Genomic DNA, 19,411 nt, shown 5'->3' with positions numbered 1-19,411 from the left:
GTCTCATCCGACACCGCAAGGCCGTCCGCCAAGCTCAATTGACCAAGCACACGATCAACCATCCGCGAATCTCCCGTAGCGACCATGCCACAGAATCACCAATCCGATTCTGTGCAAAGGCCTCCTTGTGGGAGAAGGTGGATCGGCGCGCAGCGCCGAGACGGTTGAGGGGTGTTGGAAGGAACTCCAACGCCTCATTCCGTCTAGCACCTCTCATCTGACCGAGCTTCGCTCGGCCACCTTCTCCCGCAAGGGGAGAAGGAAGAGGGGCGCTACTTCATCACCTTGCCATCCGCTCCAAACCGATAGGTCTTTACCGGATCCGGCGTCGCATAGAGCGTGGTGCCGGGTTCGGCATTGTAGACGCCAAAAATGCGCACGGTGATCAAGCCGGCCTTCTCGCAGTCGAGATAGAGGTTGGTGTCGGCGCCAAGATGTTCGGCATGCACGACCGTGCCTTTCCAGGCGCCGGATTTGGGATCGACGGTCAAATGTTCGGGCCGGACGCCGATGGTCTTTGCCGTTTCGCCAAGCCTGGCGCCGTCGACGAAATTCATCTTCGGTGAGCCGATGAAGCCGGCGACGAATTCGTTAGCCGGCGAATTGTAGAGCTCCATCGGGCCGCCGATCTGCTCGATCTTTCCCGCGTTGAGGACCACAATCTTGTCGGCCAGCGTCATCGCCTCGACCTGGTCGTGGGTGACATAGATCATCGTCGCCTTCAGCCGGCGGTGCAGCTGCGCGATCTCCAGCCTGGTGTTGACGCGCAGTGCGGCATCGAGGTTGGACAGCGGCTCGTCGAACAGAAAAAGCTTGGGTTCGCGCACCACGGCGCGGCCGATGGCGACGCGTTGACGCTGGCCGCCGGACAATTCGGCCGGGCGCCTTTCGAGGTAGGGCTCCAGCGACAGCATCGACGAGGCGATGCCGATGCGGCGGTCGATCTCGGCCGCCGGCGTGCCCGCCTGCTTGAGGCCGAGGCCCATATTGTTCTTCACCGTCAGATGCGGGTAGAGCGCGTAGGTCTGGAACACCATGGCGATGCCGCGCTTGGCCGGCGGCGTTGCGGAAACGTCCGCCCCGTCGATCACCACGCGGCCCGAGGTCGAGTCCTCCAGCCCGGCAATGACCCTGAGCAGCGTCGACTTTCCGCAGCCGGAGGGGCCGACGAAGACGACGAACTCGCCATCCGTCACCTCGAGGTTGATGCCCTTCAGCACCTCGACCGGCCCAAAGGCCTTTTTCACGTTCTCGATGTTCAGCGAGCCCACGGCTTAGTCCCTGTTCTAGAGTTTCACGGCGAGGCCGCTGCGCACGCTCTCGTCGGCGGCAAGGCAGACGGCGAGCGACTTCACCGCGTCGTCCATGTGGCGGCCAAGATCGAGATCCTCGCGGATCGCCTTCAGCACAAACGCCTGTTCGAGGTCGCAGAGGTCCTGATGGCCGGGCTCGCCTTCCATCGACAGCATCTCGTCCGGCTTGGCGAACTTGCCATCCGCGCCGGTTGCAGCACTGTGCAGGCGGATGGTCGAGGTCTTGGTGTGGGTGTCGATGTCGTCGGACCTGACGCCCTCCTTCATGACGATCGACACGCAGCCGTTGGGCGAGATCACGTCTTTGACGAAGAAAGCCGTCTCCGAAATCATCGGCCCCCAGCCGGCCTCGTACCAGCCGACCGAACCGTCGTCGAACAGCACCTGCAGGTGGCCGTAATTGTACATCGTGGGCGCAATCTCGTCGCTCAGCCGCAGCCCCATACCGCGCACCTCGACCGGCCTGGCGTCGGTGATCTGCAGCATCACGTCGAGATAATGCACGCCGCAGTCGACGATCGGCGACGTCGTTTGCATCAGCTGCTTGTGCGTCTCCCAGCTGTGTCCGGAGGATTGCTGGTTGAGATTCATGCGGAATACGTAAGGGCCGCCGAGCTTCCGCGCCTCGGCGATCAGCCTGATCCAGGACGGGTGGTGGCGCAGGATGTAGCCGATCACCAGTTTCTTGCCGTTGGCCTTGGCCGCGGCTACGACGCGTTCTGCGTCCGCGACCGTCGTTGCCAGCGGCTTTTCGACAAAGACGTGGCAGCCAGCCTCGAATGCCTTGACCGCATAATCGGCATGGCTGTCGGAATAGGTGGCGATGCAGGCGACGTCAGGCCGTTCGTCACGCAGCGCCTCGTCGAATGAACGCCGGATGCCATAGCTCGAAAGCCCTTCCGGCAGCGGCACATCCGAGCGGTTGACCAGTGCGGTAATCTGGAAGCCCGGGTTGGTGTGATAGGCCAGCGCATGGCTGCGCCCCATATTGCCGAGCCCGGCGACGACGACGCGAAGGGGTGTTTGCGAACTCACTTGACCGCTCCCGAAGTGATGCCGCGGATCAGCTGCCGCGAGAAGATGACGTAGAGGATCAGCACCGGCATGATCGCCAGCGACAGTGCGGCCAGAATGGCGTTCCAGTTGGTGACAAACTGGCCGAGGAACAGCTGCGCGCCGAGCGTCACCGTCTTGGTCTCCTCCGACGGCGCCAGGATCAGCGGGAACCACAGGTCGTTCCAGATCGGGATCATGGTGAAGACCGCGACCGTCGCCATCGATGGCCGCACAAGCGGCAGCACCAGCCGGAAGAAGATGGTGTATTCGGACAGGCCGTCGATCCTGCCGGCATTCTTCAGATCGTCGGAGACTTGCTTCATGAATTCCGACAGGATGAAGACGGCGAGCGGCAGGCCTTGCGCCGTGTAGACCAGGATCAGCGCCGTCAGCGTGTTGACCAGCCCGCTCGCCACCATCAGCTGCAGGATGGCGACGGTGCCGAGGCGGATCGGGATCATGATGCCGAGCGCCAGGTAAAGCCCCATCAGCGAATTGCCGCGGAAGCGGTATTCCGACAGCGCGAAAGCCGCCATGGCGCCGAACAGAAGCACGAAGAACAGCGAGGCGACGGTGACGACAAGGCTATTCTGGAAATAGTGGATGAAGTCGCCCTGGCCGATCACCGTGGTGTAGCCGATCAAGTCGAAGGTCCCTGGCGTCGGCGGCGTCAGCGGCGCGCCGAAGATACCGGCACGTGATTTGAACGAATTCATGATCACGAGGATCACCGGAAACAGCGCGATCGCGGTGTAGGTCAGAAGGATCGCATGCGCGCCGATGGTGCGGGGCAGCGAACGGGTTGCGGTGCTCATGGTCACGCTCCCCTAAAACTGGTAGCGACGCAAGCGCGTCTGCACGAGGAATAGGTAGACGCAGACGCCGCCGAGGATGATCAGGAACATCATCGTGGCGATCGCCGCGCCCATATTGGGGTCGCCGACCTGCAGCTGGAAACCGAAGAAGGCGCGGTAGAGGAAGGTGCCGAGGATATCGGTCGAATAGTTCGGCCCGGCCAAGGCGCCTTGCGCCGTGTAGATCAGGTCGAAAGCGTTGAAATTGCCGACAAAGGTCAGGATCGAGATAATGCCGATCGACGGCAGGATGAGCGGCAGCTTGATCTTCCAGAATTGCGCCATGCCGGTGATGCCGTCGCATTCGGCGGCCTCGATCACCTCTTCGGGGATGGACAGCAGTGCCGCATAGATCAGCATCATCGGGATGCCGACGAACTGCCACACTGAGATCAGGCTGAGCGCGGTCAGTGCATATTGCGCCTTGCCGAGCCAGGGCGTGAACAGGCTTTTCAGGCCGACAAGGTCCATCATATGCGGCGCCACGCCCCATAGCGGCGACAGTATCAGCTTCCAGGCGAAGCCGACGATGACGAAGGACAGGATCGTCGGCACGAAGATTGCCGTGCGGTAGAAGGCGGAAAACCGCAATCGGGGGCTGGACAGAAGTGCTGCCAAAAGGACGCCGATCGGGTTCTGCACCAGCATGTGGATGATGAAGAACCAGACATTGTTCCGCAGCGCGTTCCAGAAATTGACCGACCAGTTGGGATCACCGAACAGCATGCGGAAATTTTCCAGTCCGACGAACACCTGCGACTGGTTGATGTTGCGGAACAGCGACAGCTGCAGCGTGCCGGCCAGCGGCAAGATCATGATCGCCGTGTAGACCAGCAACGCCGGTGCCAGGAAAACGCCGATATGCCAGCGGAACGGTCTTTTCGGTGCTGCGGCCATGCGTTCGGTCCCCGCCGATCAGGTCTTGCTATTGCCGTCAAAAGCCACGGCGCCTCCCTCCCCTCGAGGGGAGGGTGCCTCGCGAAGCGAGGCGGGTGGGGTCGGCCGAGGCAGCGCGCCATCGTCGTTCGACCGCGCTTTCCAGCAACGATCAAGCTGCCGCCTGCCTCGACCGACCTCCTCTGTCGCCTTTGGCGACATCTCCCCTTCGAGGGGGGAGATATCGCTTCGCCGCGCCTTACTTCGCCGGCTTGTACCAGCTGTCGAGGCCGTCCTGCAGCTTCTTGGCGGCAGCTTCCGGCGTGTCGGTGCCGTTGATGACGTTGGCCGATTCAACCCACGTCTCGTTTTCGAGGTTCGGCGTGCCGCGCGACAGGATCTGGTAGGTCGAGCGGATCGTCGACTTGCACTTGCCGCGCCAAGAGACGAATTCCTGGGCCAGCGGGTCTTCCATCTTCACCGGCGTGTTGTTCAGGCTGAAGAAGCCGGGCAGCGCGTTGGCGTAGATGGTAGCGAAATCCGGCGAGGCCACCCAGGACAGGAAGGTCTTGGCCGCATCCGCGTTCTTCGAGGCCGCATTGAGGCCCATGCCGATATCGGTGTGGTCGGAGATGTAGCAGGTGTCGCCGGCCTTCTGCACCGGCGGCGGGAAGGCGCCCATCTTGAATTGCGCCTGCGTGTTGAACAGGCCAATTTCCCACGAGCCGGCCGGGTAGATGGCGGCGCGGCCGAGCGTGAACAGGTTCTGGCTGTCCGGATAGGTCTGCGCCTCGAAGCCGTCGCCGAGATAGTCCTTCCACTTGGCCAGTTCCTTGTAGGGCTCGACCCACTGCGGATCGGTCAGCTTCTGCTCGCCCTTGATCAGCGCCAGGCGGCCTTCCTCGCCCTTCCAGTAATTCGGGCCGATGTTCTGGTAGCCCATGGTCGCGGCTTCCCAGAGATCCTTGGTGCCCATCGCCATCGGGATGTAGGTGCCGTCGGCCTTGATCTTGTCGAGCGCAGCGTAGAACTCCTCATTGGTCGTCGGCACCTTGATGCCGAGCTTGTCGAAGGCGTCCTTGTTGTAGATGAAGCCATGGATGACCGAGGCCATCGGCACGCAGAAGCTCGACTTGCCGTCGTCGGTCTGCCAGGCGGCCTTGGCAACATCGGAGAAGTTCTCCATGCCGGGCAGCGTCGAGATATCGGCGAGATTGCCCTTCTTGAAGAGTTCCAGCGATTTGTCGAACGGGCGGCAGGTGATCAGGTCGCCGGCCGAGCCGGCGGCGAGCTTGGCGCCGAGGGCGGCGTCATATTCGGTCGGCGCCGACGGTGCGAACACCACCTTGATGCCGGGGTTCTTGGCCTCGAAAGCCGGGATCAGCTTGTCCTTCCAGATGGCAAGGTCGTCGCCGCGCCAGCTTTCGATGTTGAGCGTTACGTCGTCGGCATAAGCCACCCCGGCGGTGCCGAGAATGCTGGTGCCGAGAAGAAGTGCCGTCAGTAGCTTCGTTGTCATGCTCAGTCTCCCTGTTGACCTTTTTCAGGTTCGGTTTTGATGAGAACGGAGGCATTGCGCCCCTTGCTCCCCTCGATCGCGGAAAGGGCTGGCCGCAGCTTGTGGCCGGTCCCTTCCAGTATCTTCTCGGCCGCATCGGCGCTGGCGGCGCCGGCGGCGAGCAGAATAGCGGTCTTGACGACGCCGCCGCTCTTATCGAGCAGGCGCGCCGCCTCGTCCTTGTCGCGCCCGCTGACGGCGGCAACGATGCGTGCGGCGCGGTCGCGCAGCTTGATGTTGTCGGCCGTGAGGTTGACCATGTAGCCATCATGGACATGGCCGAGATGGATGGCTGCCAGCGTCGACAGCATGTTGAGTGCGATCTTCTGGGCGGTGCCGGCGCCCATGCGCGTCGAGCCGGCAATCAGCTCGGGCGGCGTTTCGAGCAGGATGGCGATGTCGGCCAGCCGCAGCAGCAGCGCATCCCCGTTGTTGGCGACAGCAATGGTCGCCGCGCCGCGGCGCCTGGCATCCTCGATCGCCCTGACAGCATAAGGCGTCGAGCCGCTGGCCGAGACGGCGATCAGGCAGTCGCCCTTGCCAACGCCGGCGGCGGCGACCGCTGCCGAAGCTTCGTCAGTGTCATCCTCCGGCCCGCCGGCCAGTGTCTTGAAAGCTTCGTCGCCGCCAGCGATCAGGATGGCGATACGGTCGCGCTGGATGCCGAAAGTGCCCGGCAGCTCCAGCGCATCGGCCAATGCCATCAGGCCCGAGCTGCCGGCGGCCGCATAGGCGAGCTTGCCGCCGCTTTTCAGTCTGCTTGCGATGATTTCGGCTGCCGCGGCAATGGCAGGAATGGCGCCGTGAACGGCCTTGGCGGCCTCGATCTGCGCGTTGGCCAAAGAGGAAAGGACGGCTTCCGGGGCCTGGATATCCAGTCCCTCGGCATTGTGGTGAAGCGCTTCGGTGCGCGTTTCGGCCATCCGCTTTCCTCCAATCGAGAAAACCATACCAAAAAAATACCACTTGTCCACACGCATTAATCAAATCCTTGCGGTGGCGCAGGCTTGCGGACGAAATCAGCTGATTTTCCAACAAACTACGCCTTAACTTGTTTGAAACGGAAATTAATCCTTGGCTATTGGTATTTTATTGGTATTATCCGTCTGGAGGAGAAATCGCGTGAAATTCGTGCTCGGCATCGATGGCGGCGGCACCAGCTGCAGGGCGGCCCTTGCGACGGCCGATGGCAGCGTCCTCGGCCGCGCCAAAAGCGGCGCCGCCAACATCCGAACCGATCTCACCGGCGCCAGGGCCAACATCGTCGACGCGGCGCAGCAGGCCTTTGTCGCCGCGGGCAGAGATCCCGGACTGATCCCGCAAACTCCGGCCATTCTCGGCCTAGCCGGCGCCAATGTCGGCACCTACAGGCAGCAGCTCGAAGCGATCTTGCCGTTCCGCATCAGCCGTGTCGAGACCGACGCCGAGATCGCGCTGGAAGGCGCGGTCGGCTCTGGTGACGGCGCCATGGCCATACTCGGCACCGGCACCGCCTATATGGCGCGCAAGAACGGCCGATCGCGTGCCATCGGCGGCTGGGGGTTCCAGGTCGGCGACCAGGGCAGCGGCGCCCGCATCGGCCGCGACCTGCTCGAGCAGACGCTGCTCGCCTATGACGGCATCCGCGAAGGATCGCCACTGACGCAGGCCATGCTCGCCATCTTCCGCAACAATCCCGAGGATGTGGTCGAATTCACCACCAATGCCAAGCCCGGCGATTTCGGCGGCTTCGCACCCAAGGTGTTCGAACATGCCGAAAAAGGCGACGTCGTCGCTATCTGGATCCTCGACAAGGCGGTGGCCGATGTCGAGGCAGCACTTGGCGTGCTCGACCTTGGTGGCGACGATCCGCTTTGCCTGCTCGGCGGCCTGGCGCCGCTTTACGCGCCGCGCCTGTCGGCGCGCTACCGGGCGCTGCTGAAGCCGCCGCTCGACGACGCGCTGGGCGGCGCGGTTCAGATGGCGGTTCGGATTTTTACGAAGGCGGCGGAGGCGGCGCGATGAGCGACGCCGCCGACCAGATTTTCGCGGCGCTGAGACAATCGTCGCAGAGTGGCGCGCCACTCTATCTGCAGCTGAGGAAAAGCATCGAGGACGCCGTCAAACGCGGGCTGATCGGACCGGGCGATGCGCTGCCTTCCGAGCGCGACATCGCCAGCAAGGCCGATATTTCGCGCGTCACCGTGCGCAAGGCGGTGCAGGACCTGGTCAAGGGCGGCATCCTCGTCCAGCGTCATGGTTCCGGCACCTTCGTTTCGCCGCGCATGGAGCGCGTCGAGCAGTCCCTGTCGATGCTGACCTCGTTTACCGAGGACATGGCACGGCGCGGCATGGCGGTGCGTTCGGCCTGGCTCGACCGCGGCCTCTATCCGCCATCGCCCGACGAGATGATGGTGCTCGGCCTGGCGTCGAACGAATTGGTGGCGCGCGTCGCGCGCCTGCGCATTGCCAACGACACGCCGCTGGCGATCGAGCGCGCCTCACTATCGACAAGCGTGCTGCCCGATCCGGCGGCGATCGGTTCGTCGCTCTACGCGGCGCTGGAAAAGACCGGCAACAGGCCGGTGCGGGCGGTGCAGCGCATTTCCGCCACCAATCTCGGCGATGGCGACGCGCATCTGCTGGAAGTGCCGCCGGGCATTGCCGGCCTGCACATCGAGCGTATCTCCTATCTGGCGAGCGGCAAGGTGATCGAGTTCACCCGCTCCATCTACAGGGGCGACGCTTATGATTTTGTCGCCGAACTCCGGCTGAGCGGGCCGGGCGAAGAGGGCAGGCCATGACCGCAACAATGACCCATATGCGGCGCGAGATCGAGGAGATCCCCGAGGCCACCGCCCGCCTGCTCGACGGCTCGGCCGCGGTGCTGACGGAAGCCGGGCGCGGCATTCGCGAGCGCGATCCGAATTTCATCGTCACAGTGGCGCGCGGCTCGTCCGACCATGCCGCGACCTTCATGAAATATGCCGTGGAGCTGACCGCCGGGCTGGCGGTCGCATCGGTCGGCCCGTCGATCGCCTCGATCTATGGCGCCAAGCTGAAGCTGGGCGGCTCGGCCTGCCTGGCGATCTCGCAGTCGGGCAAGAGCCCGGACATCGTTGCGATGGCGCGAGCGGCGCGGGCCGGCGGTTCGCTGACCGTCGCCATCACCAACACCGCCGATTCGCCGCTCGCGCGGGCTTCGGACTACGCGATCGACATCCTTGCCGGACCGGAGCGCAGCGTCGCAGCGACGAAGACCTTCGTCAATTCGGCGGTCGCAGGGCTCGCTCTGATGGCGCATTGCACCGGCGACGACAAACTTCTGGCAGCACTTGCCCGCTTGCCGGAGCATTTTCGGAAGGCGATCGCTTGCGACTGGATGGCGCTGGCCGGGGCACTCGAGACGCCGAACTCGCTGTTCATCCTTGGCCGGGGCCCGTCGGCGGCGATCGCCAACGAGGCGGCGCTGAAATTCAAGGAAACCTGCGCCATGCATGCGGAAGCCTATAGTGCCGCCGAAGTCATGCACGGCCCGCTGGCGCTAGTCGGTCCCGGCTTCCCAGTGCTGGCGCTGGCTGCCCGCGATGCGTCCGAACCATCCGTCGCCGAGGCCGCCGACAGCCTGGCCGGCAAGGGCGCCGCTGTCTTTGTGACTTCGGACAAGGCAAAGAAGGCGCAGCCTCTGCCGCATGTCGCCACCGGTCATCCGCTGACCGACCCGCTGACACCGATCGTGTCGTTCTATGGTTTCGTCGAGGCTTTTGCCCGCCATCGCGGCCTCGACCCAGACACGCCGCCCAATCTGCGCAAGGTGACGGAAACGCTATGAGCGATCGCTTTGCGCTGACCGGCGCCCGGATATTCGATGGCGATGACTGGCACGACAATGCGGCGCTTGTCGTGCGCGACGGCCTCGTCGAGGCCATCGTTGCCGCCGGCGCCGTCCCATCCGGTGTTGCGCCTATCGAGACCGGCGGCGGTATGCTGGTTCCGGGTTTCGTGGATTTGCAGGTCAATGGCGGTGGCGGCGTCATGCTCAACGACCATCCCGACGTCCCCTCGATCGAGACCATCTGCCGGGCGCACGCGCCCTTCGGCACGACGGCGCTATTGCCGACGCTGATCACCGACACGTCCGAGATCACCGCCGCGGCGGTTGCCGCCGGAGCAGAGGCCGCACAACGGAAGGTGCCGGGCTTCCTAGGCCTGCATCTCGAAGGCCCGCATCTGTCGATCGCCCGCAAGGGCGCACATGACCCGGCCTTGATCCGGCCGATGCTAGATCCCGACCAGGCGATGCTGATCGCGACGCGGAAAAACCTGCCGGTGCTGCTGACTACGGTGGCGCCCGAATCCGTCGAGCCCGACCAGGTATCGGCGCTCAGCAATGCCGGCGTCATCGTCAGCATCGGCCATTCCGATACCGACTATGCCACGGCCCGCACCTTTTCCGAGGCCGGCGCAACGGTGGTCACCCATCTTTTCAACGCGATGAGCCAGATCGGCAATCGCGAGCCGGGGCTGGCGGGCGCGGCAATCGATACCGGCACATTCTATGCCGGCATCATCGCCGACGGTATCCATGTCGATCCGGCCACCATGGCCATCGCCTTGCGCGCCAAGCAGGGGCCGGGCAAGATCCTGCTCGTCACCGACGCCATGGCGACGATCGGCACCGACATGACCTCGTTCACGCTGAACGGTCGCACCATCCACCGCAAGGATGGCAGGCTGACACTTGCCGACGGCACGCTGGCGGGCGCGGATCTCGACATGATTTCCGCGGTGCGCTTCGTGCATCGCGTGGTCGGTCTCGACCTCGACGAAGCCTTGCGCATGGCCTCGCTCTATCCGGCGCAGGCGATCGGCCAGTCGCACCGGCTCGGGCGCTTCGCCAAGGGAACCGCCGCCAACATCGTTTCGTTGTCGGACGATCTGGACATGAAAAGCGTCTGGATCGACGGCGCCAGGGTTTTTGCAGCCAGCCCTGCTTGTTAGGGTTAGCCGGCTTTGGACGTATAGAGGTCTTTGTAGGCTTCGCGCAGCAGGTTCTTCTGCACCTTGCCCATCGTGTTGCGCGGCAGTTCGTCGACGAAGATCACCTGTTTCGGATGCTTGTACCTGGCGAGGTGCCCAGCGATGGCCTCGATGATCGCGGCGGCGCTGATCGTCGAGCCCGGCGCCCTCACCACGATCGCCGTGACACCCTCGCCGAAATCCGGATGGACAACGCCGATGACAGCGCTTTCGGCAACACCGGCAAGAGCGTCGATCTCGCTCTCCACTTCCTTTGGATAGATATTGTAGCCGCCGGAAATGATCAGGTCCTTGCCGCGGCCGACGATGTGGACATAGCCGTCGGCATCGATCAGCCCGAGATCGCCGGTGATGAAGGAGCCGTCGTCGCGGAATTCCGCCCTGGTCTTTTCCGGCATGCGCCAGTAGCCGCAAAAGACGTTCGGGCCCTTGACCTCGATCATGCCGACCTCGCCCCGGGCAAGTGTTTCGCCGCCATCGGGATCGGAGATGCGCAGGCAGACGCCGGGCAAAGGGAAGCCGACCGTGCCGGCACGCCGCTCGCCCTCGTACGGGTTCGACGTGTTCATGTTGGTCTCGGTCATGCCGTAGCGCTCGAGGATGGCGTGGCCGGTGCGCTCGCGCCACGCTCTGTGCGTCTCGGCCAAAAGCGGTGCCGAGCCGGAAATGAACACCCGGATGTTTTTCGCCGCTTGCCGGTTCAAACCGTCCTGCTGCAGCAGGCGGACGTAGAAGGTCGGCACGCCCATCAGCGCGGTGGCGCGCGGCAGTAGCGAGACGATGCGGGTCGGGTCGAATTTGGTTTCGAACAGCATCGAGGCGCCGGCCATCAGGACGACATTGGTGGCGACGAAAAGGCCATGCGTGTGGAAAACCGGCAGCGCGTGAATCAGCACGTCTGCGGCAGTGAAGCGCCAGAGGTCGACCAGCACCCGCGCATTCGAGGCGAGGTTTTCGTGGCTGAGCATGGCGCCTTTCGAACGGCCGGTGGTGCCGGACGTGTAGAGGATCGCGGCAAGGTCGTCCGGTCCGCGCGCCACATCGTGGAAGTCCACGGCCGCCTCAGAGGCTCGATCAGTCAACGAACCCTCGCCCTTGCTGCCGAGTGTCGCGACCGCAGCGCCCGAGGTCTGCGCCAAAGCGCCGATCTCGCCCGCTCGCGCCGGGTCGCAGACGACCAGTCGCGGCTCGGCATCCCTGAAGAAATAGTCGAGCTCGGTCAGCGTATAGGCGGTATTGAGCGGCAGGAAGATCGCGCCGGCACGCAGGCAGGCGAGATAAAGGAAAATGGCCTCCGGGCTCTTCTCGACCTGAACGGCGACGCGGTCGCCGGCTTCGACGCCCAGCTGCGACAGCGCATGCGCCAGTTGAGCGGAGCGCGCCAGCGTCTCGCCATAGCTGATCGAGCGCCCATCCTCTGTCTCCATCAAAAGGCGTTCGGGCGCGGGCATCCGGGCACGGAAAGCATCGAACAGATGGTTGCTCATAAGTCCCCCCGAGCGGCTGTTTCCGGCCGGACGGCGGCGGTCAGCCGGCCTTGTCCGCCGCCGCCCTGATTGCCTCGATGTTTGCCCGGTAGGCCTCGACGCTGCCGCCCTTGAAGATGGCCGCGCCGGCTACCAGCACGCTGGCGCCGGCCGCGGTGACCAAGGGCGCAGTTTCAGGCGAAATGCCGCCGTCGATCTCGATCCGGATCGGCCGGTTGCCGATCAGCGCCTTCACCCGCTTCACCTTGTCGACGATCGCTGGAATGAAAGCCTGGCCGCCGAACCCCGGATTGACGGTCATGATCAGGACCAGATCAAGCCGGTCGAGCACGTATTCTATCATCGTTTCCGGTGTCGCCGGGTTGAGCGACACGCCGGCCTTCTTGCCAAGGTTTTTGATCGTCTGCAGCGAGCGGTCGAGATGCGGCCCGGCTTCGGCGTGCACCGTGACGCCGTCGCAGCCGGCTTCGGCGAAGGCCTCCAGATACGGATCGGCCGGCGCGATCATCAGATGGCAGTCGAAAAACGCCTTGGTGCGGTTGCGGATCGCCTTGATCACCGGCGGGCCAAAGGTGATGTTAGGGACGAAATGCCCGTCCATGACGTCGAGATGGATCCAGTCGGCGCCGGCCGCCACCACCGCCTCGACCTCATCGCCGAGCTTCGAGAAATCCGACGCCAGCACCGATGGCGCGATCAGGGTTTTTTTGCTCATGATGCGGCCTTCCCGTACGCCCCGGTTTGCGGACCCTCTGTCTGTATCGACTGCCTAGACCATGAGTCCGGAAAGTGGAAGCCGGTTTGTCCTTCAGCCGATGCAGCGGCTTCAGGTTTGCGCTGCCTTCTCATCTGCCCGCTGAAGAAAAACCCCGCCGGATCGCTCCGGCGGGGTATTGGGTGACGAGGACGGTCACTGTTTGAAGTTCTGGATTTCCCGCGCCGTATCCTATTGCTCCGGCTGCGGCTTGCGCCTTGGCACGACCTGCTGAGGAACATTCGGATTCAGCAGCAGGTTCGGCTCAAGCGTCGATTTCCTGCGGACCGGGACGCAGTCCGGATATCGTCCGACCGTTCCGACAGGGCAGCGCCGCTTGATGATCGGCTGGCACTGGCCATTGATCGGCCGCGCGCCCGGTGCACATTCCAGCCGTGGGTTGCGGCAGGCGCCGTCGCGCAGCTCTGTCCCACGCGGACAGACGCAGGCGCCGCGCTTGTTGTAGATCTGGCCAGGTATCGGGCACTCCACCACAACAGGCTTCTTGCGCCTGCAGGCATTGCCTTGCGCTTCCGTGCCCCGGGGGCAGACGCAATCGCCGTTGGCGTCGTGGATCTGACCACGGATCGTGCACTGCTTGGGCTGCGGCCGAATTGGCCGGCAGGCATTGCCCCTGACTTCCGTACCCCTCGGGCAGATGCAATCGCCAGCGGCGTTATGGATCTGGCCCCGAATGGTGCACTGTTCGGGCTTTGGCTGGATTGGCCGGCAGGCATTGCCCCTGACTTCCGTACCTCTCGGGCAGACGCAATCGCCAGCGGCGTTGTGGCTCTGGCCACGAATGGTACACTCCTCGGGCTTTGGCTGGATTGGCCGGCAGACATTACCCCTGACTTCCGTGCCCCGCGGGCAGACGCACTCGCCGTTGGCGTTGTGGATCTGACCACGAATGGTGCATTGCTCGGGCTGCGGCTTGTTGCCCACGCAAGCGCCGTTCTCCAGCTCGGTCCCGCGCGGGCAGACGCAGCGTCCGTCCTCGGTACGGATCTGGCCTTTGAGGAGAACGCAAGGTTTTGGCTTCGGCACGATGACCGTGCCGCCGCCGGATGAGCATTGGCCGTTACGGAAGGTCGTGCCTGGCGGGCAGACGCAGTTGCCGGCGTCGTTCATGACAAAGCCTTGCGAGCATTCCTTCTTCACCTCATGCGTGATGATGAAGGGATGGCAGGCATAGGCCTTGCCGCGATCGCCCTGCACATTGGCGGCACCACGAGACAACACGTCGCCACCGCCTTGCACCGACGTGTTCGGAGACAGCACGCCGACGCAGTTCTGGCCGTTGACAGTGCCCTGCAGATTGGTCAGACGGCCATCGTCGGGAATGATCACGGTCACATTGTGCACATGGCTTTCCCCGGCGCCGAGCGTCAGTTGGGCGATGCAGGACAGAGGCAAGGTTGCCGGCTCCGGCGAGCAGCCGAAGGGCGGATCGATCGAGGTGATCGCAACGCCTTCCAGCCGCCCGAGGCCTTCGACGCCGATCGCATCGCCGATGCGAACCGGACCGGAGAAGGCGCTCGTCCCATCGTTCGTGATGGTGATCTCGAACGAGCAGGGCTGGCCGGGCTTGCACTCGGCGTCGCCGGTCTTCTCGACCCGGATGGTCGAGGCACCGCCGCCCTTGGCGCAGGCCTGGCCGATCGGATAGACGATATCGTCTCCCGGAGCCGGGCCGTAGGAGCCGCGTGCGCAGTTCTCGAATTCGCCGTTCGCAGCAACCGTCACGTCGAAATGGCGGCTGGTTCCAGGCGTCATAACGGCGCCGGGAATCCGGCACGACAGCGAATTGGCCGGAACCGGTCCGCAAGCCCATTCCGCACCGTCTGGGGTGACGGTCTGGATCTGGACCTGCGCTCCACCGGCTATCACCGTCGCGGCATCGTTGACCCGCACCGGACCGGTCGGGGCAGTGGCGCCGAGGCTGATGACGGTAATGCGGCAGGAAACGACCGCAGCACCGGCCAGCGAGCCATTGCACACCTTGGTGATGCGCATGGCCGGCTGCCCGCCATTCGGATGACGGATGCGTTCCTTGGCGCAGGCCCTGTTGTTGGTGATGTCGTTCTCACCGGGAATGGCCTTCACCTCGGCGCAGTTCTCGACGGTATCGGGCCGGAAGTTGGCCGGCATCACCGCCCTGACGAAGATCGGCGTCGAGGCGCCCGGCATAAGCGCGATGCCGGGATTGTCGCAGCGGAACTTGCCGGAACCGTTCGGTCCGCACGTCCATGGCGGAGTCGGGCCGAAGGTCGAGGATGCCGGCGCGCCGCCCGGATAGGTATCGACGACCGTCAGCGGCCCGTTATAGAGGACGCTGCCATTGTTGATGATGTCGATCACGAAGGTGCAGACGCCATCGGCCGAACAGAATTCGGTGCGGGCGCGCTTCTTCAGGATCAGGTCGACCTTCTTCTCCACCGGTGGCCGGCAGTCGCGGCCACGATCGCCACGGCGGCAGACCGGGATCGACGCACAGCCGCGGTCGTTTTGCTGGCTGCCGAAAAGCGGCTTGCCGCTGACGCCGTAATTGTAGGTGGCGCAGTTGCGCAAAACGCTGCCTTGCCAGCCTGCGGCCGGCTTGAAGCCAAGCTTGAGGTCGACTGAGGCGCCCGGATTGAGCGTGGTCACCGGATGAGTGCAAATCATCGGGGTGATTCCAGGCGCGCAGACCCAAGGCGGGTTCGGCCCTGAATCGAGGGTGGAGCCGGCCGGCAGGGTGACTTCGTCGAGCACGATCTTGCCGTGGTAGGGCGCATCGCCGACATTGGTGACCCTGATGGTGAAGTCGCAGCCGCCCGCCATCGTGCAACGTTGCACGTCGGCACGCTTTTCGACTTTCAGATCCGGTTCCTTGTCCTTCGGCGGGCACCTCTGGTCACGCGGGATGACGATGTCGACGGTCTGCGTGCAGCACAGGCCCCAGCCCTCCTTCGGGCCGGCATAGGTTTCGATACCGGTGACGATGATGTGGATAACGTCGCCGGGTGAAGCACCGACGATCTTCCAGTTGAGCACACCGCCGCCGGCCGGCACCAATTGGGTGTCGGGAATGATGGTGATGCCGGGTGTCGTCGTCGAAAGCTGCACCCATTTGCCAGCCATCTCTGGGCCGACCGGCATATGGTAGATGAAGGCGCCGCCGCCGGGCACGCAATCGACCGTGCCTCGCTCCACCTTGAAGCATTCACGATTGCCAGGAGGTGGAGGCGGTGGGTTGCACTCGGTGACGTCGATCTTGACCGACGTCTTTGCACCCGTGAGATAGTTGCCGTCGTCCGGCTTGCCCGGGTCCTGCGACGGAATTTCGACGCCAGCACCGCGGTCGCCGCGGCTCACCTTGATCAGCCCCTGGTTATCGACGATTGCCGGCGACGGAAACGCCGCATGGTCGATCTTGGCGGTGATCTGGAAGGTGATGGCGCGCTCGTTCGCAGCGCCGATGCCGTCGAGGTCGCTGGCGGAAATCCGGAAATCGGACACCGTCGCCGTATCGTCCGGGCCAGCCGAGCTGCTGATCGCAGCGCCGGGCAGCGGTCCGCCGGATGCGTCGGTGCCGTCGCCGGTCACATGCACGCCGACAATCCGCAGGCCGTGCGGGAGTTGGTCCCTGAAGTCGAGCCTGACCTTTTTCAGCATGGCCGCGAGGCCCGGGCCGGCAAAACCCTGCGGATTGCCGCGCAAGCCAAAGCTCAGCGAGTATACGACATAGTCGCAGCCTCTCTGGCCGCCTTTCTTGGTGAAGAAGGGCACGATCCGGCCCGGCTCCGGGTTGACGATGCGAGGATTGTCGAAATCGAGCTTGGGATCTGGAATGACAGTGCCTGCATCGGCAGGCTTGGCCTTGGCCGGAGCAAGGTCTTCAGCGAAGCCTTGCAGCGGGCTCAGCATGGCGACCGCGATACCGGCCGCCATCAGCCAGCGCGCGCCGCGCCTGGCGAGTGACAGGGGTTTCATGATGGTCTCCATGACGAATGATTGTTTGCCGGTTGATTGGCTGCTCGTCGCAAGCGGGGACTGTGCAAGATTGCTCATCTTCCCCTTCTCACGGTTCGCAGCTGACGGCTGGGGTTCTGAGCGGCAAGGTCATCTTGCAGCAAGGGTAGTAGCCACCCTTGTCGCGGTCGGACTGCCTGTAGAAGCAGAGCCCGACATCGACCCTGTCGCCAGGATAATGGCCGGTGATACCGATCGTGAATGGCGCGCCGGGCGCATGCGACAGGGGCGAAGTCACCCCGACGCCAGGCGTCCTGGACAGAGCCTTGATCGAATCGCCGCCGAAGCCGGTATGGTCATGAAGATAGAGATCGGCCTCGAGGCCGGAGGGCGTGCAGAAATACTCGACATCCTCGACATCAAGGCAAGGAGGCAGATTGCCGGGGGGCGGGAAGTCCGGCGGATAGAACGGTGGCAGATAGCCGCCCGGCACCTGCTCGTAATAGCCGGCACGGCCTTCGCAGGGGCGCCAGACCTCGACGTCGCCGACATGGCCTTCCACTTCCGGGTCTTCGAAATAAGTGTCGAAATCGACGAACCACGAGCCGAAAGGCGGCACGTTGGCCGGCCTGACCAGCGCCGTCGGCGTGATCTGCACGCCGTGCACGGCAAGCGGCCCCCCGGCTGCGAGCTGTTCGGCGAGCGCCGGGTTGTCGCGCAACTTGTCGCCGGTATCGACCAGCGTGTCGGTGCAGATGCCGGTATCGAGATTGCCTTCGGAATCGTAGCCATATTGCAGGTCGAGGCCGCCGGCCGACTGCCGGTTGTCTTGCGGGAAGCCGACCGCATATTCCTGCGGCACTTCCACCCAGACCGATTCCGTTGCCGGATCGTCCGGATTTTCGCGCCAGTAGCGGATGACCTCACCCTTGCCGGAATCGGCGAACTGGCTGTAGTCGTAGCGGTTTTCCACCGGGCCGCGCTGAGCCAGATACATGAAGCCCTTGTTGTCAAAGGCGATGTCGGTGACCGCGTAATCCTTGTCGGCCTTGACGGTCAGCTCCCAGCGCGGGTCGCCGAAGCTGCCGTCGCCGGCAATGCCCACCGACCAGATCTCCGCCTTTTCCCCGACCGAGTAATAGAGCCGGCCGCCACGATAGGCGACCGACCAGACGCGGCGCTCGTCCTGTGTGTAGCCCCAGCTATCGGGGTCCTCGCTGTCGAAGGCAGCACCCTGGATGTCCATCACCGAGCCGTCGTCGGCGACTGGGGGCAGCCCGTGCGCCGGGCGGCCGGCGACGCCGTGGTCGAACGTGTCGACTAGCGCGCCATTGGCGTCGATGCGGTGGATAAGGCCGGTGTCGAGATCGCTGGCGAAGAACTGGCGGTGGATATTGTCGAAAGTGACGTCGCCGATGCCGGGACCGCTATTGGCGTCGATATCGGCGAATTTCGAGACGGCGCCGGTGATGCCATCGATCTTCCAGATCGTTCCGGGGCCGCCGCCGTTTTCGGTGCCGAACTGGCCGTCCATGAAGACCGCGTCAGCCGTGCCGCGGCGCTGCCGCTCCGGCCGGCCGTCGGCGTCGCCGTCTGGTGTGACGACGCGGATGCCGTGCAGCGAGGTGGCGCCGGCATAGAGGTTTGGAATGGCCGAGGGAACGCCGTCGCGCACGCCGTCGTCATAAGTGATGCCGAACACCTGGCCGATTTGCTCGGCCGTGACCTCGAAGGGTGGCGGGGTGAAGACCAATTGGCCAGACGCCGGCCCGCCCAGCCTTGAAACGTCGAAGACGCGCAAGGTTGCGCGCGCCGTGTCGATGAAGGTCTCGTCGACCGGATCGACGCCCGGCGGCAGGCCTTCCTCGAAATTGGGGATGATGGTGCCAGAGAATCCGGTCACTGCCATCGAGCCGGGATAGATGATCTGGGTTTCCTGGGCCTGTGCCGAGCCGCCGAGCCAGAGCCCAGCGGCGAGTGCCAAGGCCGATAATCCGCTGGCAGCCTGGATTGCGCGGCGCAAATGGCCGGCACGAGAGCGCACGGACGCGCCATGGTCGCAAGACATGGATCTCCCCCCACAGGTCATGGGAGAAACATCCGGTCTCGGCGCGCAAATCAGGGCAAGGCGCGGCGTTCCGGCACGTTCATCCCTGATCGAATTGTCTGCTTTCCTCACCGTCATGATACGCCGGCGTCCGCGCAGGGTCAACGGAACCAGCGGAAAGCCCAGCGCATCGACCCGGTCCCGAAGGCGACTGTCGCGCTGAGTTCCTGCTGTTCCCGGAGACCATCGAGCCTCTGGATCTGTGGTCATGGGGCTTTCCTTTCCGGGGCCGCACCACGCGGCACCTGAGCGTCAGTCGCGAGGTGAGGCGGAAAGGTTCATGGACCGGGGCCGGGCCGGCTGGATCACGGCCGGAAAATACGGGCCTGCCGGTCCCGAATCCGATCAACCGCGATGAATGGTGAACGCCTTGCGCAGAATGCTTGCGCGCCACGCAGCCTGTTCTTATATACGCGCCAAGCCGTCCAGCGCC

14 protein-coding genes are annotated in these 19,411 nt (G+C 64.3%); 4 read left to right on the top strand and 10 right to left on the bottom strand.

Features of this window, described 5'->3' with window-relative positions; translation table 11 throughout:
* Nucleotides 1-272: 272 nt before the first annotated feature.
* The 6 genes from NKH91_RS27725 to NKH91_RS27700 form a co-directional block, all read right to left on the bottom strand.
* The gene (locus NKH91_RS27725) at nucleotides 273-1,271 is read right to left on the bottom strand and encodes an ABC transporter ATP-binding protein (protein ID WP_352481413.1); all 999 of its coding nucleotides are present in this window, start codon (nucleotides 1,269-1,271) and stop codon (nucleotides 273-275) included.
* Nucleotides 1,272-1,286: 15 nt separating this feature from the next.
* Nucleotides 1,287-2,348 (bottom strand): Gfo/Idh/MocA family protein, encoded by a 1,062-nt coding sequence (locus tag NKH91_RS27720; RefSeq protein WP_023718924.1) that lies wholly within the window; start codon nucleotides 2,346-2,348, stop codon nucleotides 1,287-1,289.
* A complete protein-coding gene (locus tag NKH91_RS27715) occupies nucleotides 2,345-3,184 on the bottom strand; it encodes a carbohydrate ABC transporter permease (protein WP_023718923.1) in 840 nt (279 codons plus the stop codon). The genes NKH91_RS27720 and NKH91_RS27715 overlap by 4 nt, the downstream gene beginning before the upstream one ends.
* Nucleotides 3,185-3,196: 12 nt before the next feature.
* Nucleotides 3,197-4,120 carry a carbohydrate ABC transporter permease gene (locus tag NKH91_RS27710; RefSeq protein ID WP_023718922.1) on the bottom strand — a complete coding sequence of 308 codons (924 nt, stop codon included), beginning with the start codon at nucleotides 4,118-4,120 and terminating at the stop codon, nucleotides 3,197-3,199.
* A gap of 238 nt (nucleotides 4,121-4,358) precedes the next feature.
* Nucleotides 4,359-5,618, bottom strand: a complete 1,260-nt coding sequence (locus NKH91_RS27705; protein WP_023718921.1) for an ABC transporter substrate-binding protein — start codon at nucleotides 5,616-5,618, stop codon at nucleotides 4,359-4,361.
* A 2-nt stretch (nucleotides 5,619-5,620) separates the two neighbouring features.
* Nucleotides 5,621-6,580 carry an N-acetylmuramic acid 6-phosphate etherase gene (locus NKH91_RS27700; protein ID WP_023718920.1) on the bottom strand — a complete coding sequence of 320 codons (960 nt, stop codon included), beginning with the start codon at nucleotides 6,578-6,580 and terminating at the stop codon, nucleotides 5,621-5,623.
* 199 nt (nucleotides 6,581-6,779) lie between these two features.
* Between NKH91_RS27700 and NKH91_RS27695 the strand changes: the two genes are divergently transcribed.
* Genes NKH91_RS27695 through nagA form a run of 4 tightly spaced genes read left to right on the top strand, consistent with a single transcriptional unit; the run spans nucleotide 6,780 to nucleotide 10,637 of the window.
* Nucleotides 6,780-7,661: a glucosamine kinase nucleotide-binding domain-containing protein gene (locus NKH91_RS27695; protein WP_023718919.1), complete on the top strand. Its 882-nt coding sequence runs from the start codon at nucleotides 6,780-6,782 to the stop codon at nucleotides 7,659-7,661.
* The gene (locus tag NKH91_RS27690; RefSeq protein ID WP_352848336.1) at nucleotides 7,658-8,440 is read left to right on the top strand and encodes a GntR family transcriptional regulator; all 783 of its coding nucleotides are present in this window, start codon (nucleotides 7,658-7,660) and stop codon (nucleotides 8,438-8,440) included. The genes NKH91_RS27695 and NKH91_RS27690 overlap by 4 nt, the downstream gene beginning before the upstream one ends.
* Entirely contained in the window at nucleotides 8,437-9,468 is a 1,032-nt protein-coding gene (locus NKH91_RS27685; protein ID WP_352848334.1) for an SIS domain-containing protein, read from the top strand. Before NKH91_RS27690 ends, NKH91_RS27685 begins: the two co-directional genes overlap by 4 nt.
* A complete protein-coding gene (gene nagA, locus NKH91_RS27680; RefSeq protein WP_352848331.1) occupies nucleotides 9,465-10,637 on the top strand; it encodes an N-acetylglucosamine-6-phosphate deacetylase in 1,173 nt (390 codons plus the stop codon). The genes NKH91_RS27685 and nagA overlap by 4 nt, the downstream gene beginning before the upstream one ends.
* 2 nt (nucleotides 10,638-10,639) lie before the next feature.
* Here nagA and NKH91_RS27675 read toward each other — a convergent pair whose 3' ends face one another.
* The 4 genes from NKH91_RS27675 to NKH91_RS27660 form a co-directional block, all read right to left on the bottom strand.
* Nucleotides 10,640-12,163: a malonate--CoA ligase gene (locus tag NKH91_RS27675; RefSeq protein ID WP_352848329.1), complete on the bottom strand. Its 1,524-nt coding sequence runs from the start codon at nucleotides 12,161-12,163 to the stop codon at nucleotides 10,640-10,642.
* A gap of 40 nt (nucleotides 12,164-12,203) precedes the next feature.
* On the bottom strand, nucleotides 12,204-12,878 hold the full coding sequence (gene rpe, locus NKH91_RS27670) for a ribulose-phosphate 3-epimerase (protein ID WP_352848327.1): 675 nt from the start codon (nucleotides 12,876-12,878) through the stop codon (nucleotides 12,204-12,206).
* Between the two features lie 231 nt (nucleotides 12,879-13,109).
* Nucleotides 13,110-16,970, bottom strand: coding sequence for a DUF7929 domain-containing protein (locus NKH91_RS27665; RefSeq protein WP_352848325.1), 3,861 nt, complete (start codon nucleotides 16,968-16,970; stop codon nucleotides 13,110-13,112).
* A gap of 10 nt (nucleotides 16,971-16,980) precedes the next feature.
* Nucleotides 16,981-19,188: a hypothetical protein gene (locus tag NKH91_RS27660; RefSeq protein ID WP_502899036.1), complete on the bottom strand. Its 2,208-nt coding sequence runs from the start codon at nucleotides 19,186-19,188 to the stop codon at nucleotides 16,981-16,983.
* Nucleotides 19,189-19,411 lie beyond the last annotated feature (223 nt).

The sequence above is a fragment of the Mesorhizobium sp. M0894 genome, from assembly GCF_040319725.1.
GTDB lineage: Bacteria > Pseudomonadota > Alphaproteobacteria > Rhizobiales > Rhizobiaceae > Mesorhizobium.
This window is presented reverse-complemented; position numbering and strand designations above follow the sequence as displayed.